Consider the following 18296-nt stretch of genomic DNA (forward strand, 5'->3'; position numbering starts at 1 on the left):
CGCCGGGCCTCGCGCTTCACACTCGCTACGACCAAGCGGGTGACCTCATGACCGACCTTCTCATCGACCGGCGCGGGCCGGTCGCCGTTCTCACGCTCAACCGGCCGCAAGCGCTGAACGCGCTGTCGCAGTCGCTGATCCGCGCGCTGACGCAGGCCGTTCTCGATCTCGGCCGCGACGACGGCGTCCACGCGCTGGTACTGACCGGGGCCGGCGAGCGCGCCTTTTCCGCCGGCCTCGACCTGAAGGAGCTCGGCTCCAGCCCTGGCCTGCTCGGCATGGTGGAAGGCGACGGCGCCCGGCCCAATCCGATCAAAGCCATCGAGCAATGCCCGAAGCCGGTGATCGCCGCGGTCAACGGCGTCGCCATCACCGGCGGCTTCGAACTGGCGCTGGCCTGCGACATCCTCGTGGCCTCCAGCACCGCCCGCTTCGCCGATACCCACCAGCGCGTCGGAGTCATTCCCGGCTGGGGGCTCAGCCAGAAGCTCTCGCGCATCATCGGCCCCTCGCGCGCCAAGGAAATGGCCTTTTCCGGCCGCTTCGTCTCGGCGGAACAGGCGAGCCAGTGGGGCCTTGTCAGCCGCGCCGTGCCGCCGGGCGAGCTGATGGGCGATGTCATGAAGCTCGCCGAGGAGATCGCGGAAGTGCCGGCGGCCTTCCTCGCCGACTACAAGCGGCTCGTCGACGAGGGCTACGGCAAGCCCTTCGCCGAGGCCATGGCGCTGGAGGCCGACTGGTCGAAACGCCACAACAGCGCCATCGCCGTCACCGATCTGGAAGCGCGCCGCGCGGGCGTGCAGGAGCGAGGCCGATCCCGGTAGATCAGCCCACCAGCACGGCCACGCGCTGGATGGCGTTGCAGCCATAGCCCTGCGGGTTCCAGCCCGCAGCCCGCAGCGGCTGGACATTGCCGGCGGTGTCGGTCGCGCGCGTCCATATCTCGTGGTAGCCCTCGCCAACGAGGCGGATGGCGCCAGACCATCGCCGCCAGTCGTAACGATTGCGCGCGGGCGACAGGCGCATCGCGGTCCATGACAGGCCGAAATCGGCGGAGACCTCAACAATCCCGATGTCGTTTTCGCCGGCCCAGGCCGCGCCGCGCAGGTGCAGGGACGATCGGCCGGCGGGCAGGCGCGTGCCGCTCGCATGGCTGGTGAGGATCGAGCGCACCGGCATGGAGGCAAGATCGACGAAACCGGAGCGGCCATCGGCCTCCGCCCCCGGCGGCACCGGCACGGTCGGCACCCGGTAGCTCGTGCCGCCCATGCCCGGCCCGTCATGGACGCGGTCGCGCACCCAGATGCGCGTCAGCCATTTGTGCGACACCGAGCCCGGCCAGCCCGGCACGACGAGACGCACCGGCCCGCCATGGGCATGCGGCAGCGGCTCGCCGTTCATGGCGAAGGCGACGAGCGTGTGCCGCTCCATGGCCTTCGCGATTGGCACGCCGCGCGAGATGGATGGCCGCGCCGGATCGCCGGTCGCTGGCCGATCGAACCCATAATGGCCGGTATGAACCGCCGTGTCCTTCAGGCCCGCCGTCGCCAGCACGTCGGCGAGCGGCACGCCTGTCCATTCCGCGCAGCCGATGGCGCCGTTGCCCCAGGGATTGCCGCGCGCGGCCGGCATGTGGAACGCGCGGCCATTGCCGCCGCATTCCATCTGGAGGCGATAGGTGACCGCGCGAAATCGGCTCTTCAGCTCGCCGACGGTCAGGCGCAGCGGCGCGTGAACCTCGCCGTCGACCACGAAGGCATGGGCGTCCGGATCGGCGAGGGCCGGCGGCGCCAGGCCGTTATTGCGCAGGAAGAAGCGCCCGGTCGGCGTCGTCTCGTCGTCGAGCAGGTGCTCCGGCGTCTCGGCGACCAGCGGCGTTTCCTGCAGGAGGATCAGGCCGGGCGTCTTGCCGGCAAGCGGGCAAGTCGGCGCCACGCCTCGCGGAACCAGCCCTGCGGGGACGGTCTCCGGCCGGGCGACCCTGCCGCCGGCGGCGGCGGCCATGGCCCGCTCCGAACCGGCAGCAAGGCCCCGCTCGCGGCCCCGGCGGCCGAACACCTCCGCATCGGCCCGTTCGGGGTCGTCGCGATAGAGCTCCTCGACCGTGCGTTCCTTCTTCGCCGCCATGCCTCGCCTTCGCGCACTGCCCGCATCGGACCACTCTAGCGCGGCCGATGCGCGCCGGCGAAACACCCGTCGCGCAGGCCGGTTCCGGCGGCTGGAACGCTGTTCATGCGGCCCGTGTCATCGCCGCGTCACGGGAATAGGCGTTGACGGATGGGTCGCGGCGTGGCCAATGCGCGCCGTTACCTCATCCGGGTCCACGGCTTGGCCGCCGCGGGCCCGTTTTCAGTTCCCATGCAAGATCGGAGACCTCGCATGAGCCAATGGCACGTCTATCATGAAATCACCGGCCCGATCGTGATGATCGGCTTCGGTTCCATCGGCCGCGGCACCTTGCCGCTGATCGAGAGGCATTTCAAATATGATCAGACGCGCCTGACGGTCATCGATCCCGCCGATACCAACCGGAAGCTGCTCGACGAACGCGGAATCCGCTTCGTTCAGAAGGGTCTCACGAAGGACAATTACCGCGAGATCCTGACGCCCCTGCTGACCCAGGGCGGCGGCAAGGGCTTCTGCATCAACCTGTCGGTCGATACCTCGTCGGTCGACATCATGGAGCTGTGCCGCGAACTCGGCGCCCTCTATGTCGATACGGTGGCCGAGCCATGGACCGGCTTCTATTTCGATCACGACGCCGATGCGGCGGCGCGCACCAACTACATGCTGCGCGAGCGGGTGCTCGACGCGCGCCGGCGCAACCCCGGCGGGCCGACGGCGGTCAATTGCTGCGGCGCGAACCCGGGCATGGTGTCCTGGTTCGTCAAGCAGGCGCTGCTGAATGTCGCGACCGACCAGGGCGTCGCCTTCACCGAGCCGGCGACCAAGGCGGACTGGGCGGCGCTGGCGGCGAAGGTCGGCGTCAAGGGCATCCACGTCGCCGAGCGCGACACCCAGCGGTCGAAGAAGCCGAAGCCGGCCAACGTCTTCGTCAACACCTGGTCGGTCGAGGGCTTCGTGTCCGAGGGCCTGCAACCGGCCGAACTCGGCTGGGGCACCCACGAGACCTGGATGCCGGCCAATGCCGGTACGCACAAGACCGGCTGCGGCGCGGCCATCTACCTGCTCCAGCCCGGCGCGAATACCCGCGTCCGGTCCTGGTGCCCGACCATGGGCGCGCAATACGGCTACCTCGTCACCCATAACGAGGCCATCTCGATCGCCGACTATTTCACCGCGCGCGATGCGACCGGCCAAGTCACCTACCGGCCGACCTGCCACTACGCCTACCATCCCGCCAACGACGCGGTGCTGTCCCTGCACGAGATGTTCGGCGCGGCCGGCAAGCGCCAGCCGACCTGGCACATCCTCGACGAGGACGAGATCGAGGACGGCATCGACGAGCTCGGCGTGCTGCTCTACGGCCATGCCGGCAATGCCTACTGGTACGGCTCGCAGCTCTCCATCGAGGAGGCGCGCCAGCTCGCGCCCTACCAGAACGCCACCGGCCTTCAGGTATCCTCGGCCGTGCTCGCGGGCATGGTCTGGGCGCTGGACAATCCGGAGGCCGGCATCGTCGAGGCCGACGACATGGACTTCCGCCGCTGCCTGGACGTGCAGCGGCCCTATCTCGGTCCGGTCATCGGCACCTATACCGACTGGACGCCGCTCGATAACCGCCCGGGCTTCTTCCCGGAGGACATCGACGCCTCCGACCCCTGGCAGTTCCGGAACATTCTCGTTCGGGATTGATGGCCTCCCGTCGGCCGGGCGCTTGCCGCCCGGCCGTCACCGCTCTTCCAGCACATCCTCGAACAGGCCGAGCGCGGCCGCCGCGAAGGCGCGCATGTTGGGCTCGCGCTCGGCCGAGCCGGTATGCAGCGTGATGGTCCGCGATACCGGTCCCTCGACGCCGAGGCAGGCATGGCCGGCCGGATCGCCGTAGCGGTTGCCGGTCGGACCGGTCGCGCCGGTTTCCGAGAGGCCCCATGTCGCGCCGTGGCTGTCGCGGATCGTCCTCGCCATCAGCGCCGCCCAGGGCTCCGACGCCGAGCGGATGCCCGCCGCGACCATGTCCTTCGTACTGATGCCGAGCAGCGCCTGACGCGCCTTCGGCGTGTAGACGACGGCGCCGCCGAGATAATAGGCCGAGGCGCCGGGCACCGACAGCAGCGCCGCCGAGATCAGCCCGCCGGCCGAGGATTCGGAGACGGCCACCGTCTCACCTCGCTCCACCAGCAGGGCGCCGATCCGCCGCGCAATATCCTCCAGCTCCATGACAGCCCCCTTCCGCTTCGCGTCGCGCCACAATGCACGACGCGACGCGCCTGCGCGACCGCGTTGCGAACCGACACCACCCTTGCCGCCCTTGGCACCGGTCTTGCGATCCTTGTCCCGGATGTCGTGACGAAACCGGGAAATGCCGATGCCTGCCGCCCTTGCCGCCGTCTCCGACACGCCCCCGCCCGGCGTGCCTGCACAGGAAACAGGCACGTCGCGGCAGGTGTCGAACGCGCGGGCGTTCATCGAGTTCGAGAAGGTGTCGGTCCGTTTCGGCCGTGGCGACAGACAAGTGCAGGCGCTGGCCGAGACCAGCCTCAGGATCGACAAGGGCGATTTCGTCGCCCTTGTCGGCCCCTCCGGCTGCGGCAAGTCCACGCTGCTGAGGCTGGTCGGCGACCTCATGAAGCCCTCGACCGGCTACGTCTATGTCGGCGGCCGGGAGCTCGGCGCGACGCCGATCCGCATCGGCATGGCCTACCAGAACCCGACGCTGCTGCCCTGGCTCACCATCCGCGACAACGTCATGCTGCCGCTGAAGATCGTGCCGCCGTTCCGGGGCGAGTTCCTCGCCAAGCGCAAGACTGAGTTCCGCGACAAGGTGGAAGCCCTGCTCGATCAGGTCGGCCTTTCGGGCTTCGGCGACAAATTTCCCTGGCAGCTTTCCGGCGGCATGATGCAGCGCGCCAATCTCTGCCGGGCGCTGATCCACGAGCCGGACCTGCTGCTGCTCGACGAACCCTTCGGTGCGCTCGACCAGTTCACCCGCGAGGAGCTCTGGCAGATCATGCAGGAGCTCTGGGCAACGAAGAAGACCACCGTGCTGCTCGTCACCCACGACCTGCGCGAAGCCGCCTTTCTCGGCAACCGCATCTGCGTGATGAGCGCCCGGCCCGGCCGCATCCTCGATGATTCCGCCGTGCCCTTCGCGCGGCCGCGCACCATCGACATGACCTACGAGCCGGATTTCGTGGCGCTGAACCAGAAGCTGCGCAGCCTCATCGTCGAGGCGCGCGGCGGCACCGGCATCGTTCGGTAGAGAATTGTTTTGTCGCGTTTTGCACGCTGTTCGCGCGCTTCTCTTCCCGCGAACCGGTCTCCACTTCGCTCGAAAACGCTCTAGGGGGCATTGATCATGGACCGTCTCAGCGAACTCATCCGCGAACGCGCGGCCTCCATCGGCCTGATCGTCGGCGTCTTCGTGTTCTGGGAGGCGGCCTGCCTGATCGGCGGCGTATCGGACATCGTGCTGCCGCGGCCGACCCAGATCATCGCCGCGCTGATCGAATACTGGCCGGCGATCCGGCCGCATGCCGCGCAGACGCTCTACACCACGCTGGTGGGTTTCACGATCGGCGTCGCCGTCGGCATCCTGTTCGGCGTCGCCATCGGCTCGTCCAAGCTCGCCTACGACACCGCCTACCCCTTGCTGGTCGGCTTCTCGTCGATCCCGAAGGTGGCCGTGGTGCCGATCTTTGTCCTGTGGTTCGGGGCCGGCACCGTGCCGGCCATCCTCACCGCCGCGATCATCTCGATCTTCCCCATCACCGTGAACGTCGCGACCGGCATCGCCACCGTCGAGCCGGAGCTGGAAGACGTCATGAAGACGCTGAAGGCGTCGCGCTGGGACATCCTCTGGAACGTCTCGCTGCCACGCTCGATGCCCTACTTTTTCGCCTCGCTGAAAGTCGCGGTGACACTGGCCTTCGTCGGCTCCGTGGTGGCCGAGACGGTCGCCTCCAATTTCGGCATCGGCAACATGATGATGGTGGCCTCCTCCACCTTCAACGTGCCGCTGGTCTTCGCCGGCCTGTTCATCCTCGCCGGCCTCGGCGTCGGGCTCTACGCGATCTTCTCGGTGTTCGAGCAGCGGGTCACCGGCTGGGCGCACCGCAAGGATCTGGCGATGACGTGAGGCTGGCCGGGAACGGCATGGCGCGATAAGCCTCGATCAGCTCTGCCCGGAGGCTGCCTCATGCGCGAGATCACCTGCGCCGCCATTCTCGACCTCGCCGGCGCGCGCGGCCCCTCGCGCATCACGCTGGAGGGCGACAGGATCGCGGCCGTCCAGTCGCTCGAGGCAGGCGCTGCCTTCGACGACCTCCTCGTCATGCCGGCGCTCGCCAATGCCCACGACCACGGCCGGCCGATCCGCACCTCGTCCATCGGCGGCTTCGGGCGACCGCTGGAAGCCTGGCTGCATCGCCTGCGCCTGTTCGCGCCGGTCGATCCCTACCTCGCGGCGGCGGTGCCGTTCGGCCGCGCCGTCATGGGCGGACAGGGCGCGGCCATGGTCCATTATACCGGCGTGCAGGGCCTCACCGACTATGTGACCGAGGCGAAAGAGGTCGCGCGCGCCGCCGGCGATGCCGGGCTGCGCATCGCCTTCGCGGTGGCCATGCGCGACATGAACCCGCTGGTCTATGGCGATGGGCAGCCGATTCTTGACGCGCTGTCGCTGCCTGCTCGCAAAGAGATCGAGCAGCGCTTCCTGTCGACGCCGCCGCTTTCCGTCGCGGCGCAGATGGAACGTGTCGATGCCGTGGCGGAGGTCATCGGCTCGCCAACAGTCGACGTGCAGTACGGCCCGCAGGGCGTGCAATGGACGACGCCGGGCCTGCTGGAGGCCATTGCGGAAGGCTCGGCGCGCACCGGCCGGCGCGTCCATATCCACCTGCTCGAGACGAAGTATCAGCGCGACTATGCCGACCGCATGTTTCCTCAAGGCATCGTGCAGCACCTCAAGGATATCGGCCTCCTGTCACCGCGCCTGACGCTGGCCCACTGCGTCTGGGCGCGGCCCGACGAACTGGAGATGATCGCCGAAGCCGGCGCGACCATCTCGGTCAATACCTCTTCCAACTTCGCGCTGCGCTCCGGCATCGCGCCGGTGGCGGCCATGATCAAGGCCGGCTGCAAGGTCGGCATCGGCATCGACGGCTCAGCCTTCGACGAGGACGACGACATCATCCGCGAGATGCGCCTCGTCTGGTCGCTCCATGCCGGCTGGGGCTTCGACAAGGAGGTCGAGCCCGCGCAGGTGCTGGAAGCCGTGCTGGCGCAGGGCCACGCCACGCTGAACTCGCCAGTGACGGGCAGGATCGAACCGGGCGCGCCGGCCGACCTCCTCGTCCTCGACCGCAAGGCGCTCGATGCCGACGCGCTGATGGAGGTCGAGCCCATCGAATTGCTGTTCGCGCGCGGCACGGCCGCCCTCCTGAGGGAATCCATCGTCGCGGGCCGCACCGTGGTCGCGAACGGACGGCCGACCGGTTTCGACTTCGCGGGGCTGCAGCACGAGTTGCGAAGCCGGCTCAGGAACGGCGTCGCGGAACGCGGCCAGTTCCGCGCGATCCTCCCCGAGCTCGAAACCACGCTCGCCGGCCATTTCCGCGACCGTTTGGGCTGTTGCTAAACCCGGCGCTTTGCCTAGATTGCGCCATCCGTTTGGCTCCACCCCGCGAAGGATGGCATCATGGTCCCACGTTCCCTGTCGAAGCTCGTCGTCGCCGCGCTCGCGACGCTCGGTCTTGCGGCAACCGCCGCCGCGCAGGCGCCCCGGGAACTGAGGATCTTCAACTGGTCGAACTATATCGACGAGCAGGTGCTGCGCGACTTCGAGCGCGAGTTCAACGCCAAGATCACTTACGACACCTACGATTCCAACGAGGTGCTGGAGACGCGCCTGCTGGCCGGGCGCACCGGCTACGACATCGTCGTGCCCTCGGCGCCGTTCCTGTCGCGCCAGATCGCGGCCAATGTCCACCAGCGGCTCGACTTCGCGAATATCCCGAACCGTACCAATTTCTGGCCGGACATCCTGCGCCGCACCGCCGCCTATGACGCCGGCAACGCCCATTCCGTGAACTATCTCTGGGGCACCACCGGCATCGGCTACAATGTCGCGAAAATCCGCGAACGCATGCCCGACGCGCCGCTCGATTCCTGGAAGCTCGCCTTCGATTTCGACACACTGTCGAAGTTCAAGGATTGCGGCATCCACTTCCTCGACACCGCCGAGGATTTCCTGCCCTCGGTCATGCGCTATCTCGGCCGCGACCCGAACTCCAAGAAGCCGGAGGACTGGGAAGCCGCCGCCGCGCATGTGCAGAAACTGCGCACGCTGGTCACCAAGTTCCACTCGTCGGAATATATCTCGGCGCTGGCCAACGGCGACATCTGCCTGGCGGTCGGCTATTCCGGCGACATCTTCCAGGCGCAGAAGCGCGCCAAGGAAGCCAGCAACGGCATCGACATCCAGTACGTCATCCCGAAGGAAGGCGCGCAGATGTGGTTCGACCAGATGGCGATCCCCGCCGACGCGCCGAACGCCGATCTCGCCCACGCCTTCATCAACTATCTCAACCGGCCCGAGGTAATGGCGAAGGTCGCGAGCTTCGTCTCCTATGCCAGCGGCAATCTGGCGGCGAAGCCGCTTGTCGCGCCGGCCGTGCGCGACAACCCCTCGGTCTATCCGCCGGACGAGGTGATGGCGCGGCTGTTCACCGTGACGAGCCCCGACGCGCGGCTCCAGCGGGTCATCACCCGCGCCTGGACGCGCGCCAAGACCGGGCGTTGAGTTCATCGTGAGCGACACGCCCAAGACGACCGCGGCCCTCGGCGCGGTCCGCTCCGCTTTCGCGCCCTGGAACGACCCGGCCGCCAGACCGCTTGTCGTGTTCGACGGCGTGACCAAGCGCTACGGCACCGAGACGGCGGTCAACGACCTGTCGCTCGCCGTCTATGAGCGCGAATTCTTCGCCCTGCTGGGGCCCTCGGGCTGCGGCAAGTCCACGCTGATGCGGATGCTCGCGGGCTTCGAGACCCCGACCGCCGGGCGCGTGCTGCTGGCGGGAGAGGACCTGGGCGGCGTGCCGCCGCATCTCAGACCCACCAATATGATGTTCCAGTCCTATGCGTTGTTTCCGCATATGACGGTGGAGAAGAACATCGCCTTCGGCCTTGAGATGGAAGGCGTGGCGAGGCCTGAGATCGCCGACCGCGTCGCGGGCGCGCTGAAGCTGGTGAAGCTTGAAACACTCGCCTCGCGCAAGCCGCATCAGCTCTCTGGCGGCCAGCGCCAGCGCGTGGCGCTTGCGCGCGCGCTGATCAAGCGGCCCAAGGTGCTGCTGCTGGACGAGCCGCTCGGCGCCCTCGACCGCAAGCTGCGCGAGGAGACGCAGTTCGAACTGGTGGCCTTGCAGGAGCGGCTGGGGCTGACCTTCATCATCGTCACCCACGACCAGGACGAGGCCATGTCCATGGCGACGCGCATCGCGGTGATGGACAAGGGCCGCATCGCGCAGGTCGGCACGCCGCCGATGATCTATGAGGCGCCCGCGACGCGCTACGTCGCGGATTTCATCGGCGACATCAACATCGTCGAGGGCAAGGTCTCCGCCGTCGATGGCCGGCGGATCATGGTATCGACGCCGCTCGGCGACATGGCCGTGCCGGAGGTCGCAGACAGCCTCGTCGTCGGGCAGGAGGTCGCGGTCGCATGGCGGCCGGAGAAGACGCGCCTCGTCCGCGCCGAGGATGCGGTCACCGGCGGGCGGATGATGATCGAGGGCGTGGTCCACGACATCGGCTATCTCGGCGACTGGACGACCTATGTGGTCGAAGCCGGCGGCCGGCGGCTGCGCGCGGCGGTTGCCAACGCCTCGCGGATGGTCGAGCGACCGATCGGATGGGACGAGCCCGTGCGCCTCTGCGTCGCGCCGGAATCCCTGATCCTGCTGACGCGGTGACGCCATGAGCGAGCGCCAAGCCCGCCGCACCATCATCCTCGTGCCCTATCTGTGGCTCGCGGTGTTCTTCCTCGTGCCCTTCGCCATCGTCGCCAAGATGTCGCTGTCGCAGGTCGCGACCGCCATCCCGCCCTACGTGCCGGTCTTCGAGCTCGGCGACGGCCCGGCCGGCTGGCTCGCCAAGGCGCGCGAACTCTCCCTCGACAATTACGGGGTGATCGCCAGCGACCGCCTCTATATCGACGCCTTCCTGACCTCGATCCGGATCGCCGCCACCGGCACGCTGATCCTCCTGATCATCGGCTATCCCATCGCCCACGCCATGGCGCGCGCGCCGGAGCATTGGCGGCCGCTGCTGGTCATGGCGGTGATCCTGCCGTTCTGGACCAGCTTCCTGATCCGCGTCTATGCGTGGATCGGCATCCTCAAGCCCGAAGGCCTGCTCAACGAATTGCTCATCGGCCTCGGGCTGATCGGTGAGCGGCTCCAGATCGCCAATACCGAGACCGCCGTGCTGATCGGCGTCGTCTATTCCTACCTGCCGTTCATGGTGCTGCCGCTCTATGCGGCGCTGGAACGCATGGACCGCACGCTGCTGGAGGCCGCCGCCGACCTCGGCTGCCCGCCCTGGAAGGCGTTCTGGCGCATCACCGTGCCGCTGTCGCTGCCGGGCATCGTCGCCGGCTGCTTCCTCTGCTTCATTCCGATCACCGGCGAGGTGGTGATCCCGGACCTGCTCGGCGGCTCAGACACGCTGATGATCGGCAAGACGCTTTGGACCGAATTCTTCTCGAACCGCGACTGGCCGGTGGCCTCGGCGGTCGCGGTGCTGCTGCTGGTCCTGCTGGTCGGACCGATCATCCTCTATCAGCGCCAGCAGGCGCGGCAGCTGGAGGCGGCGCGATGAGTTCCCGCTCCCGCTTCCTGGATGCCACGGCGCTGACGCTCGGTTTCGCCTTCCTCTATCTGCCGATCGTCATCCTCATCGTCTATTCGTTCAACGCCAGCCAGCTCGTCACCGTCTGGGGCGGCTTCTCGACACGCTGGTACGGCGCGCTCTGGCAGAACCGCCAACTCCTCGATGCGGCCTGGATGACGGCGAAGGTCGCGGCGCTCTCGGCGGCCTTTGCCACGGTGGTCGGCACGCTCGCAGCGCTCGCTCTGACGCGCTACCTGCGCTTTCGCGGCCGGACGCTGTTCTCCGGGCTCGTCTACGCGCCGATCGTCATGCCGGAGGTGATCACCGGCCTGTCGCTGCTGCTGCTCTTCGTCTCGGTCGGCATCGACCGCGGCTTCTGGACCGTGACGGTGGCGCACGCGACCTTCACGTCGGGCTTCGTGGCGGTCGTGGTGCAGTCGCGGCTGATCACCTTCGACCGCTCGCTGGAGGAGGCCGCCGCCGATCTCGGCGCGACGCCATGGCAGGTGTTCTTCCGCATCACCCTGCCGATCATCGCGCCAGCTGTCATCGCCGGCTTCCTGCTCGCCTTCACCCTGTCGCTCGACGACCTCGTCATCGCGAGCTTCACCACCGGGCCGGGCTCCACGACCCTGCCCATGCGCATCTACAGCCAGGTGCGGCTCGGCGTGACGCCCGAGATCAACGCCATCTGCACGCTGATGATCGCGGCGGTGACGGTGCTGGTCATCGGCGCCTCGCTGGCGACCAAGCGCGGCCTGCCGGCGACCTGACAGACTGTTTGGAAGGTCACCGATCCCACCACGTCATGCCCGGGACAAGCCCGGCCATGACGATGGCGAGCGCTACTAGCGGTTGACCTGCGGGCGCTGGCAGTGGTTTCTCGGCTCAACAGTTCAGAGACCCTTGCCGCCATGACCTCCGCCGTCGAAAGCCTCGTGTCGATCCTCGACCTCGAACCGCTCGAGGTGAACCTGTTCCGCGGCCAGAGCCCGAAGGACCGCTGGCAGCGCGTCTTCGGCGGGCAGGTCATCGGCCAGGCGCTGGTCGCGGCCTGCCGCACCGTCGAAGGCCGCAGGCCGCACTCGCTGCACGCCTATTTCGTCCTGCCCGGCGACCCCAAGGCGCCGATCATCTACGAGGTCGAGCGCACCCGCGACGGGCGCAGCTTCTCGACCCGGCGGGTCAAGGCGATCCAGCACGGCGCCGCCATCTTCTCGCTCTCCGCCTCCTTCCACACGGAAGAGACGGGCGAGGAGCACCAGTTCGCCATGCCGGCCGTGCCGATGCCGGAAGACCTGAAGCCGGAATCGGAGGTGCGCGCCGAACTGCGGCCGGACATGCCCGAGGACGTGAAGAGCTATTTCGCCCGCGAGCGCCCCATCGAGATCCGCCCCGTGGAGGTTGACCGCTATACCGGCGAGAGCCAGCCGGAGGGCCGCTTCCACGTCTGGATGCGCGCGACGCGCGCCCTGCCCGACGATCCCGTCATCCACCAGTGCGTGCTCGCCTACGCCTCCGACATGACGCTGCTGGACGCCGCCAACCTGCCGCACGGGCGCTCGTTCTTCGACCAGTCGGTGCAGGCGGCGAGCCTCGACCACGCCATGTGGTTCCACCGGCCGTTCCGCGCCGACGACTGGCTGCTCTACGCTCACGAATCGCCCTCGGGGCAGGGCTCGCGCGGCTTCACCCGCGGCTCGATCTATACCCGGGAGGGCGCGCTGGTCGCCTCCGTGGCGCAGGAAGGCCTGCTGCGGGCCCGCCGGAAGCCCGCCTGACTGCCTCATTCTTGAGCGAATTCGCGTTGCGCGGTCAGCCGCAACTTTGGCTCAGCCCAGAAGTGCCCGCTTTTTAGGCATCGACGGGCTTCGCGCCGGGACGCGTAGCCGCGCGCGCCCTCCAACCATTTGATCTCACTGGATTTTGTGCGTCGCGGTAGCTCGTGGCACGCGACTTGATTGCTCATGTCCGGTTCGGACCGCGGCTTTGCCGGGGCTTTAGCCGACAAAGACCAGCGAGCCTCCCGCGACGACAGCGTCCCGCGAGGCCAGATCGGGGATGACGACATGAAAATCGTAATGGCGATCATCAAGCCATTCAAATTGGAGGAGGTCCGCGATGCCCTCACCGGTATCGGGGTCCATGGCCTCACCGTTACGGAAGTGAAGGGCTACGGCCGCCAGAAGGGCCATACGGAAATCTATCGCGGCGCCGAATATGCCGTCAGCTTCCTGCCGAAGCTGAAGATCGAGGTCGCGGTACCCGCCGGCGACGTCGACAAGGTCGTCGCCGCCATCGCCGGCGCCGCCAAGACCGGCCAGATCGGCGACGGCAAGATCTTTGTCACCTCGATCGAGCACGCCGTGCGCATCCGCACCGGCGAGACCGACATCGACGCCCTCTGACGCGCCAACAGACATTCCCTGGAGAGTTCCCTCATGACCAAGTCCAACCTTTCCCGGTGGGGCATTGCGGGGCTGGCGCTCGCCGCCGCCGCAAGCCTCGTCGAGCCGGCGCTCGCGCAGGCTCCCGCCGCCGCGCCGACCCCGCCGAAGCCGAACAACGGCGACACGGCCTTCGTGCTGTTCTCGGCCTATTTCGTGCTGATGATGGCTATTCCCGGCCTTGCGCTGTTCTACGGCGGCCTCGTTCGCGCCAAGAACATGCTGTCGGTGCTGACGCAGGTCTTCGTCATCGTGGCGCTGGTCTCGATCATCTACGTGACCTACGGCTACTCGCTCGCCTTCACCTCCGGCGGCGGCCTCAACAGCTTCATCGGCGGCTTCTCCAAGGCCTTCCTGATGGGCGTCGACACCAACTCGACCGCCGCGACCTTCTCCAACGGCGTGGTCATTCCGGAATATGCCTACATCATCTTCCAGATGACCTTCGCCTGCATCACGCCGGCCCTCATCGTCGGCGCCTTCGCCGAACGCGTGAAGTTCTCGGCGCTGCTGCTGTTCACGGTCCTCTGGGTCACCTTCATCTACTTCCCGATGGCCCACATGGTCTGGTACTGGGCCGGCCCCGACGCCATCGCTGACGCCGTCAAGGCTGTCGCCGCCGCCGGCACCGACGCTGCCGCCAAGGCCGCCGCCGAGGCCAAGCTCGCCGCCGTCAAGGCCGATGCCGGCCTGATCTTCCAGTGGGGCGCGCTCGACTTCGCTGGCGGCACCGTCGTCCACATCAACGCCGGCATTGCCGGCCTGGTCGGCTGCATCGTGCTCGGCAAGCGCATCGGCTACGGCAAGGAACTGATGCCTCCCCACTCGCTGGTGATGACGCTGATCGGCGCCGCGCTTCTGTGGGTCGGCTGGTTCGGCTTCAATGCCGGCTCCAACCTCGAAGCCAACGGCACCGCCGCGATGGCGGCCATCAACACCTTCGTCGCCACCGGCGCGGCCACGCTCTCCTGGCTGTTCGTCGAATGGGCGGCCAAGGGCAAGCCGTCGCTGCTGGGCGCCGCCTCGGGCGCCATTGCCGGCCTCGTCGCGGTCACCCCGGCCGCCGGCTTCGCCGGTCCGATGGGCTCGATCATCCTCGGCCTGATCGCCGGCGGCGTCTGCTTCATCTTCTGCTCGACGGTGAAGAACGCCTTCGGCTACGACGACACGCTCGACGTGTTCGGCATCCACGGCGTCGGCGGCATCATCGGCGCCATCGGCACCGGTATCCTCGTCAGCCAGGCTCTCGGCGGCGCCGGCATCCCGGACTACGAGTCGAAGCCGGGCGAACTGGCGGTCGGCGCCTATGAGTTCGGCGCTGCCATCTGGGCGCAGATCAAGGGCGTGCTGCTGACCATCGTGTGGTCCGGCATCGGCTCGTTCGTGATCTTCAAGATCGTCGACGTGATCGTCGGTCTGCGCGTCACCGCCGACCGCGAGCGCGAGGGCCTCGACCTCGCCGAGCACGGCGAGCGCGCCTACAACCTCTGACGTTTTCGCGGCTTGCCCCCGCGAAACTGCCCCCGGCGACCCGTTCGCCGGGGGCTTTCTTTTGTCACCGCGGCCCTGGACACCGTCCCCCCGGGGCCATGGTTAATCCCCCGTCAACCCTTGCCTCGGTAAGGTCGGACAACGAACCGGAAGGCCCCGGCGCGGCTGCATGTGCGAGGATGCGGGTGCCCGGCCGCCGCCCTGACAGGATGCGAGAGACATGGCCGTGGCGCGCCGGCAGACCGGACCATCGCTGGTTCCAGAAGGGCTCGGCGGCCTGATGCGCCGCAAGCTGCGCCAGCTCATTGGGCTCGGCACGCTCGCCGCCGTCGCCATCGCGGCGCTCGCCATGCTGACCTGGACGGCCGGCGATCCCTCGCTCAGCCACGCCACCAACGCACCGGTGAAGAACTGGGTCGGCCGGCCCGGCGCCATCCTCGCCGACCTGCTGATGCAGCTCTTCGGCCTCGCGGCCATCGTTCTCCTCGCCATCTGCGCCACCTGGGGCTGGCGCCTGCTGCGAAGCCGCGCCTTCGACCGCGAGGCACTGCGCGTGCCCCTTGGCCTCGCCGCCGCCATGACCGTCGCGGTCGCCTGCTCGCTCATGCCCGCGCCGCGCGGCTGGCCGCTGCCGACCGGTATCGGCGGCGTCATCGGCGACGGCGGCCTTGCCGTCATCTCCGCCGTGCTCGGCCGGCCGGACGCGGCGACGCGCGGTCTCGTCGGCCTCATCATCCTCGCCGTCGGCGGCGTCCTCGCCGCCATCGCCATCTGCCTCCTGATGCGCCCCGAGCCGGTGACGCTGGAGGAGGAGATCGACCGCGTCGCGCCGAAGGCCCGCAAGCCGGCCGACGACGATCGCGAGCCCGGCCTGATCGGCCGCACCGTGTCGAGCGGCGTCGGCGCCCTCGCTCACGGCGTGCTCTCCGCCAAGGCGCGGCTTGCCCGCATGGCGGCGGAAGCTCCCGAGACCGCCCGCCAGGCGGCCGGCGCGGAGCCCGGAACAGGCGGGCCGCGCGGACCCGGCATGGTCGCCCGCGCGAAAACCTTCTTCACCGAACCGGATGACGATGGCCTGCCCTCGCAGCGCCGCGGCTCCGGCGTGCGCCGCGAGCCGGTCATGGAAGCGCCGGCCGAGCGCCAGCCGCGCACCTATCACGCCCCCGTCGGCCGCAGCCGCCCCGCCGAGGAGCATCTGGACGACGCGCCGAGCGTCTCTCCCGCCCATGCGCCGGAGCCGGACGAACCGCCCTTCGACATCGATCCGCCGAAGCCGGCCGCGGCGCCGGCGGCGGGGCCCCGCATCCACGCGCCCGCGCCTGCCCCCCGCGCGGCGCAGGTCCAGCAGAAGCTGCCGCTGCCTTCGCCCGACGGCGCGGGCGACAATTACGAGCTGCCCCCCCTCGACCTGCTGGCGGAGCCGAAGCCCTCCGAGCGGCATGCCTCCATGTCGATGGAGACGCTGCAGGACAACGCCACGACGCTGGCCTCGACGCTCGACGATTTCGGCGTGCGCGGCGAGATCATCAATGTCCGCCCCGGCCCGGTCGTGACCCTCTACGAGTTGGAGCCCGCGCCCGGCACCCGCTCCAACCGTGTCATCGGCCTCGCCGACGACATCGCCCGCTCGATGTCCGCCATTTCCGCCCGCGTCGCTCTCGTGGCCGGCCGCAACGCCATCGGCATCGAACTGCCCAACGCCCAGCGCGAGAACGTGCTGCTGCGGGAAATGCTGGCGAGTCAGGATTTCATCACCGCCAAGGAAAAGCTGCCGATCGCGCTCGGCAAGACCATCGGCGGCGATCCCGTCATCACGGACCTCGCCAAGATGCCCCACCTGCTGGTGGCCGGCACCACCGGCTCGGGCAAGTCGGTCGCCATCAACACCATGATCCTGTCGTTGCTCTACCGGCTGACGCCGGATCAGTGCCGCCTGATCATGGTCGACCCGAAAATGCTCGAACTGTCGATCTACGACGGCATCCCCCATCTGCTGACCCCGGTCGTCACCGACCCCAAGAAGGCCGTGGTCGCCCTCAAATGGGCGGTGCGCGAGATGGAAGAGCGCTACCGCAAGATGTCGAAGGTCGGCGTGCGCAACATCGACGGCTTCAACGCCCGCATCGCGGAAGCCAAAGAGAAGGGCGAGAACATCCAGCGCCTGATCCAGACCGGATTCGACCGGGAAACCGGCGAACCGATCTTCGAGAATGACGAACTGCCGCTCGAGCCCTTGCCCTATATCGTCGTCATCGTCGACGAGATGGCCGACCTGATGATGGTCGCCGGCAAGGAGATCGAAGCCTGCATCCAGCGCCTCGCCCAGATGGCCCGCGCCTCCGGCATCCACCTGATCATGGCGACCCAGCGGCCCTCGGTCGACGTGATCACCGGCACCATCAAGGCGAACTTCCCGACCCGGATCAGCTTCCAGGTGACGTCCAAGATCGACAGCCGCACCATCCTCGGCGAGATGGGCGCCGAGCAGCTGCTGGGCCAAGGCGACATGCTCTACATGGCCGGCGGCGGGCGGATCACCCGCGTCCACGGCCCCTTCGTGTCCGACGAGGAGGTGGAGGAGATCGTCCGCCATCTGAAAAGCCTCGGCACCCCGGACTACCACGACGGCATCATCGACGGCCCCGACCCGGACGAGGACGCCGAGCTCGACCTGGTGCTTGGCCTCGGCGGCAACACCCAGAGCGACGACGCCCTCTACGACCAGGCGGTGGCGATCGTGGCGAAAGACCGCAAGTGCTCGACTTCATACATCCAGCGCAAGCTCTCGGTCGGCTACAACAAGGCGGCGAAGCTCGTGGAGATGATGGAAGACCAAGGCGTCGTCAGCCAGGCGAACCACGTCGGCAAGCGCGAGGTTCTGGTCCCGGAGCGGTAGCCCATGATAAGATGAGCCGTCGCTCACGTGGAGGCCGAACATGGTGACGGAGGTTCAGATGGCTATGGCGTGGCTGTCGGAGATGCGAACCAGCAGGATCTCCGAAATCGTTCCCCTCCAACCACAGCGAACAGTCGCGGACATTATCGAGCACCTGGCAAACGAGCCTTCCGTGTCGTCGCTGTTCAGCCAGCTGAACGAAAAATCGCGACAGGAGGCGATCGCACAACTCAAGTCGGCCACGCCGCCAGGATTGAAGGCGTCCCTGCCTTATGCCGTTCCTCCAGACATCCGGAACAACAGAAGAGATAACGTCTCCGGCCTCTGGGGAGAGGTCGGAGATCAATGGGTGGAGGCCATGTGCGGAGCGGGGTACGAAAAGCAGGTGAAGTAAATACCCTTGGTGGTGGGGAGACGTGAGGAACCTGGCCCAGGTGGAGCAGTGTCTG

At 68.1% G+C, this 18296-nt stretch carries 16 protein-coding genes; 14 read left to right on the forward strand and 2 right to left on the reverse strand.

Annotation, left to right across the window (positions count from 1 at the left end; genetic code table 11):
* The first annotated feature begins 47 nt into the window (after positions 1–47).
* The gene (locus JNK84_RS19410; protein WP_293426935.1) at positions 48–824 is read left to right on the forward strand and encodes an enoyl-CoA hydratase; all 777 of its coding nucleotides are present in this window, start codon (positions 48–50) and stop codon (positions 822–824) included.
* 1 nt (position 825) lies between these two features.
* Here JNK84_RS19410 and JNK84_RS19415 read toward each other — a convergent pair whose 3' ends face one another.
* Complete coding sequence (locus JNK84_RS19415; RefSeq protein WP_293426937.1) at positions 826–2127, reverse strand: sulfite oxidase; 1302 nt, start codon at positions 2125–2127, stop codon at positions 826–828.
* Positions 2128–2379: 252 nt separating this feature from the next.
* Between JNK84_RS19415 and JNK84_RS19420 the strand changes: the two genes are divergently transcribed.
* Positions 2380–3816 carry a homospermidine synthase gene (locus JNK84_RS19420; protein WP_293426939.1) on the forward strand — a complete coding sequence of 479 codons (1437 nt, stop codon included), beginning with the start codon at positions 2380–2382 and terminating at the stop codon, positions 3814–3816.
* 36 nt (positions 3817–3852) lie between these two features.
* On the opposite strand, the gene JNK84_RS19425 is transcribed toward JNK84_RS19420, so the two are convergent.
* Positions 3853–4341 carry a CinA family protein gene (locus JNK84_RS19425; RefSeq protein ID WP_293426941.1) on the reverse strand — a complete coding sequence of 163 codons (489 nt, stop codon included), beginning with the start codon at positions 4339–4341 and terminating at the stop codon, positions 3853–3855.
* A 148-nt stretch (positions 4342–4489) separates the two neighbouring features.
* On the opposite strand from JNK84_RS19425, the gene JNK84_RS19430 reads away from it, so the two are divergent.
* The 12 genes from JNK84_RS19430 to JNK84_RS19485 all read left to right on the forward strand — a co-directional run bounded on the left by JNK84_RS19430 (position 4490) and on the right by JNK84_RS19485 (position 18241).
* The gene (locus JNK84_RS19430) at positions 4490–5383 is read left to right on the forward strand and encodes an ABC transporter ATP-binding protein (protein WP_293426943.1); all 894 of its coding nucleotides are present in this window, start codon (positions 4490–4492) and stop codon (positions 5381–5383) included.
* A 96-nt stretch (positions 5384–5479) separates the two neighbouring features.
* Complete coding sequence (locus tag JNK84_RS19435) at positions 5480–6259, forward strand: ABC transporter permease (RefSeq protein WP_293426946.1); 780 nt, start codon at positions 5480–5482, stop codon at positions 6257–6259.
* Between the two features lie 60 nt (positions 6260–6319).
* On the forward strand, positions 6320–7759 hold the full coding sequence (locus tag JNK84_RS19440; protein WP_293426949.1) for an amidohydrolase family protein: 1440 nt from the start codon (positions 6320–6322) through the stop codon (positions 7757–7759).
* A gap of 60 nt (positions 7760–7819) precedes the next feature.
* Entirely contained in the window at positions 7820–8923 is a 1104-nt protein-coding gene (locus tag JNK84_RS19445; RefSeq protein WP_293426952.1) for a polyamine ABC transporter substrate-binding protein, read from the forward strand.
* Between the two features lie 7 nt (positions 8924–8930).
* Entirely contained in the window at positions 8931–10094 is a 1164-nt protein-coding gene (locus JNK84_RS19450) for an ABC transporter ATP-binding protein (RefSeq protein ID WP_293426955.1), read from the forward strand.
* Positions 10095–10098: 4 nt separating this feature from the next.
* The gene (locus JNK84_RS19455) at positions 10099–11001 is read left to right on the forward strand and encodes an ABC transporter permease (protein ID WP_293426958.1); all 903 of its coding nucleotides are present in this window, start codon (positions 10099–10101) and stop codon (positions 10999–11001) included.
* Positions 10998–11786, forward strand: a complete 789-nt coding sequence (locus JNK84_RS19460; protein ID WP_293426961.1) for an ABC transporter permease — start codon at positions 10998–11000, stop codon at positions 11784–11786. Before JNK84_RS19455 ends, JNK84_RS19460 begins: the two co-directional genes overlap by 4 nt.
* Before the next feature lie 141 nt (positions 11787–11927).
* Positions 11928–12794 carry an acyl-CoA thioesterase II gene (gene tesB, locus JNK84_RS19465; protein WP_293426964.1) on the forward strand — a complete coding sequence of 289 codons (867 nt, stop codon included), beginning with the start codon at positions 11928–11930 and terminating at the stop codon, positions 12792–12794.
* A 288-nt stretch (positions 12795–13082) separates the two neighbouring features.
* Positions 13083–13421: a P-II family nitrogen regulator gene (locus JNK84_RS19470; protein ID WP_293426991.1), complete on the forward strand. Its 339-nt coding sequence runs from the start codon at positions 13083–13085 to the stop codon at positions 13419–13421.
* 33 nt (positions 13422–13454) lie between these two features.
* Positions 13455–14951, forward strand: coding sequence for an ammonium transporter (locus JNK84_RS19475; RefSeq protein WP_293426967.1), 1497 nt, complete (start codon positions 13455–13457; stop codon positions 14949–14951).
* A 220-nt stretch (positions 14952–15171) separates the two neighbouring features.
* Entirely contained in the window at positions 15172–17847 is a 2676-nt protein-coding gene (locus JNK84_RS19480; RefSeq protein WP_293426970.1) for a DNA translocase FtsK, read from the forward strand.
* Positions 17848–17887: 40 nt separating this feature from the next.
* Positions 17888–18241: a hypothetical protein gene (locus JNK84_RS19485; protein WP_293426973.1), complete on the forward strand. Its 354-nt coding sequence runs from the start codon at positions 17888–17890 to the stop codon at positions 18239–18241.
* The last annotated feature ends 55 nt before the right edge of the window (positions 18242–18296 follow it).

This window comes from Phreatobacter sp., from assembly GCF_016793595.1.
GTDB lineage: Bacteria > Pseudomonadota > Alphaproteobacteria > Rhizobiales > Phreatobacteraceae > Phreatobacter.

Bases quoted from the DNA above. Each gene is read 5' to 3' on its own strand.
- JNK84_RS19460 (WP_293426961.1), top strand. From the start codon at position 10,998: ATGAGTTCCCGCTCCCGCTTCCTGGATGCCACGGCGCTGACGCTCGGT.
- JNK84_RS19455 (WP_293426958.1), top strand. From the start codon at position 10,099: ATGAGCGAGCGCCAAGCCCGCCGCACCATCATCCTCGTGCCCTATCTG.
- JNK84_RS19440 (WP_293426949.1), top strand. From the start codon at position 6,320: ATGCGCGAGATCACCTGCGCCGCCATTCTCGACCTCGCCGGCGCGCGC.
- JNK84_RS19425 (WP_293426941.1), bottom strand. From the start codon at position 4,341: ATGGAGCTGGAGGATATTGCGCGGCGGATCGGCGCCCTGCTGGTGGAG.
- JNK84_RS19410 (WP_293426935.1), top strand. From the start codon at position 48: ATGACCGACCTTCTCATCGACCGGCGCGGGCCGGTCGCCGTTCTCACG.
- tesB (WP_293426964.1), top strand. From the start codon at position 11,928: ATGACCTCCGCCGTCGAAAGCCTCGTGTCGATCCTCGACCTCGAACCG.
- JNK84_RS19430 (WP_293426943.1), top strand. From the start codon at position 4,490: ATGCCTGCCGCCCTTGCCGCCGTCTCCGACACGCCCCCGCCCGGCGTG.
- JNK84_RS19420 (WP_293426939.1), top strand. From the start codon at position 2,380: ATGAGCCAATGGCACGTCTATCATGAAATCACCGGCCCGATCGTGATG.
- JNK84_RS19470 (WP_293426991.1), top strand. From the start codon at position 13,083: ATGAAAATCGTAATGGCGATCATCAAGCCATTCAAATTGGAGGAGGTC.
- JNK84_RS19415 (WP_293426937.1), bottom strand. From the start codon at position 2,127: ATGGCGGCGAAGAAGGAACGCACGGTCGAGGAGCTCTATCGCGACGAC.
- JNK84_RS19480 (WP_293426970.1), top strand. From the start codon at position 15,172: ATGGCCGTGGCGCGCCGGCAGACCGGACCATCGCTGGTTCCAGAAGGG.
- JNK84_RS19475 (WP_293426967.1), top strand. From the start codon at position 13,455: ATGACCAAGTCCAACCTTTCCCGGTGGGGCATTGCGGGGCTGGCGCTC.
- JNK84_RS19435 (WP_293426946.1), top strand. From the start codon at position 5,480: ATGGACCGTCTCAGCGAACTCATCCGCGAACGCGCGGCCTCCATCGGC.
- JNK84_RS19485 (WP_293426973.1), top strand. From the start codon at position 17,888: ATGGTGACGGAGGTTCAGATGGCTATGGCGTGGCTGTCGGAGATGCGA.
- JNK84_RS19445 (WP_293426952.1), top strand. From the start codon at position 7,820: ATGGTCCCACGTTCCCTGTCGAAGCTCGTCGTCGCCGCGCTCGCGACG.